This window comes from Streptomyces sp. 378, assembly GCF_030124145.1.
Taxonomy (GTDB): Bacteria; Actinomycetota; Actinomycetes; order Streptomycetales; family Streptomycetaceae; genus Streptomyces.
Genome location: NZ_JASKMS010000082.1, coordinates 1 through 1182, shown reverse-complemented (window position 1 = coordinate 1182; position 1182 = coordinate 1). Strand labels below are relative to the sequence as shown.

Genomic DNA, 1182 nt, shown 5'->3' with positions numbered 1-1182 from the left:
CTGGTCAAGGAGTTCCACGACCGGTTGCGCGTGAGGGTCCGCGAGGAGCTGGGGCGGGACGCGCAGCCGACGGCCGCAGTGATCGACTCGCAGTCCGTCAAAGCGGACGCCGTGGTCGGCGCGGACAGCCGGGGCTTCGACGGCGGCAAGCTGGTCAACGGCCGCAAGCGGCATGTTGTGGTCGACACGCTCGGCCTGCTGCTGGGCGTGATGGTCACCGCCGCGGACACTGGCGACCGCATCGCCGCCCAGGTGCTGCTCAGGCAGGTCGCCGAAGTGCACCACCGGCTGGAACTGGTCTGGGCCGACGGCGGCTACACCGGCAGCCTCGTCGAGTACTGCCTGGCCAGGCTCGCGCTGGTCCTGGCGATCGTGAAACGCAGCGACGACATGCGCGGCTTCGTGGTGCTGCCCAAGCGGTGGATCGTCGAGCGCCTCTTCGCCCACCTGATGCGAAGCCGCCGTCTGGTGCGCGACTTCGAGCGGCGCACCACCAGCGCCGAGGCGATGGTCTACTGGTCGATGACCCTGCTCATGACGCGCCGCCTTGCCCGGCCACACCCTGGGCAAGAGTGAACCGGCCCGGCTGCCGCTCGGCCAGCCAGCCCCGCGCGACCAGGCGTTTCGCCTTCGACCGCAGTGCCTCCACTCGTGCCGGCACCAGGTCCATGCCGAACGCTTGGGCCATCTCCTGGCAGGTCAGCGGCCCTTGATGGAGCCGGTTCCGGTCCGCGAGCGCCGTGAGGATGCGCTGGTAGTCCACCGACAGCACCGACCCGTCAAGGCCCTCACGCCACACCGGCACCTGCGACTTCGGCTTCGCCGCATCCCGGGGTTCCGGGGGCGCGTCCGCATCCCGCGGATCCCCAGTGACCTCGGTGCCGGCGGTGTTGCCGCCGTCCGGAGCCAGCACCGTGTCGACCCGCCTGCGGGCAATCGCCCACTCCTGCCATTCCTGCTCGGCCGCGGCCAGTTCGGCCTGGATGCGGCCGGCCTCCTCCCGCAGCCCGTCGACTCGACGGCGAGCGGCGAGCTCGTGCTGTTCCAGCAGTCCGACGACTGACGGCATTCGTGACCTCCCGAGGAGCGACGACCCGACAGGCCACCACTCCCACGGAACCACCACTGCTATCCCCGACCAGCGGAAACGCACCGATCACGCCCGGAAAGACAACAGCTTCT

2 protein-coding genes are annotated in these 1182 nt (G+C 70.3%); one reads left to right on the top strand and one right to left on the bottom strand.

Annotated features, from left to right (window positions below; translation table 11 throughout):
• Positions 1-576 (top strand): IS5 family transposase (locus tag QNO09_RS39585; RefSeq protein WP_283975062.1); only part of this gene is annotated, 576 nt, incomplete at its 5' end.
• On the opposite strand, the gene QNO09_RS39580 is transcribed toward QNO09_RS39585, so the two are convergent.
• Positions 533-1069: a hypothetical protein gene (locus QNO09_RS39580; RefSeq protein ID WP_283975061.1), complete on the bottom strand. Its 537-nt coding sequence runs from the start codon at positions 1067-1069 to the stop codon at positions 533-535. The genes QNO09_RS39585 and QNO09_RS39580 overlap by 44 nt on opposite strands.
• Between the last annotated feature and the right edge of the window lie 113 nt (positions 1070-1182).

Coding starts and splice junctions, on each gene's coding strand:
- QNO09_RS39580 (WP_283975061.1), bottom strand. CDS start 1,069: ATGCCGTCAGTCGTCGGACTGCTGGAACAGCACGAGCTCGCCGCTCGC.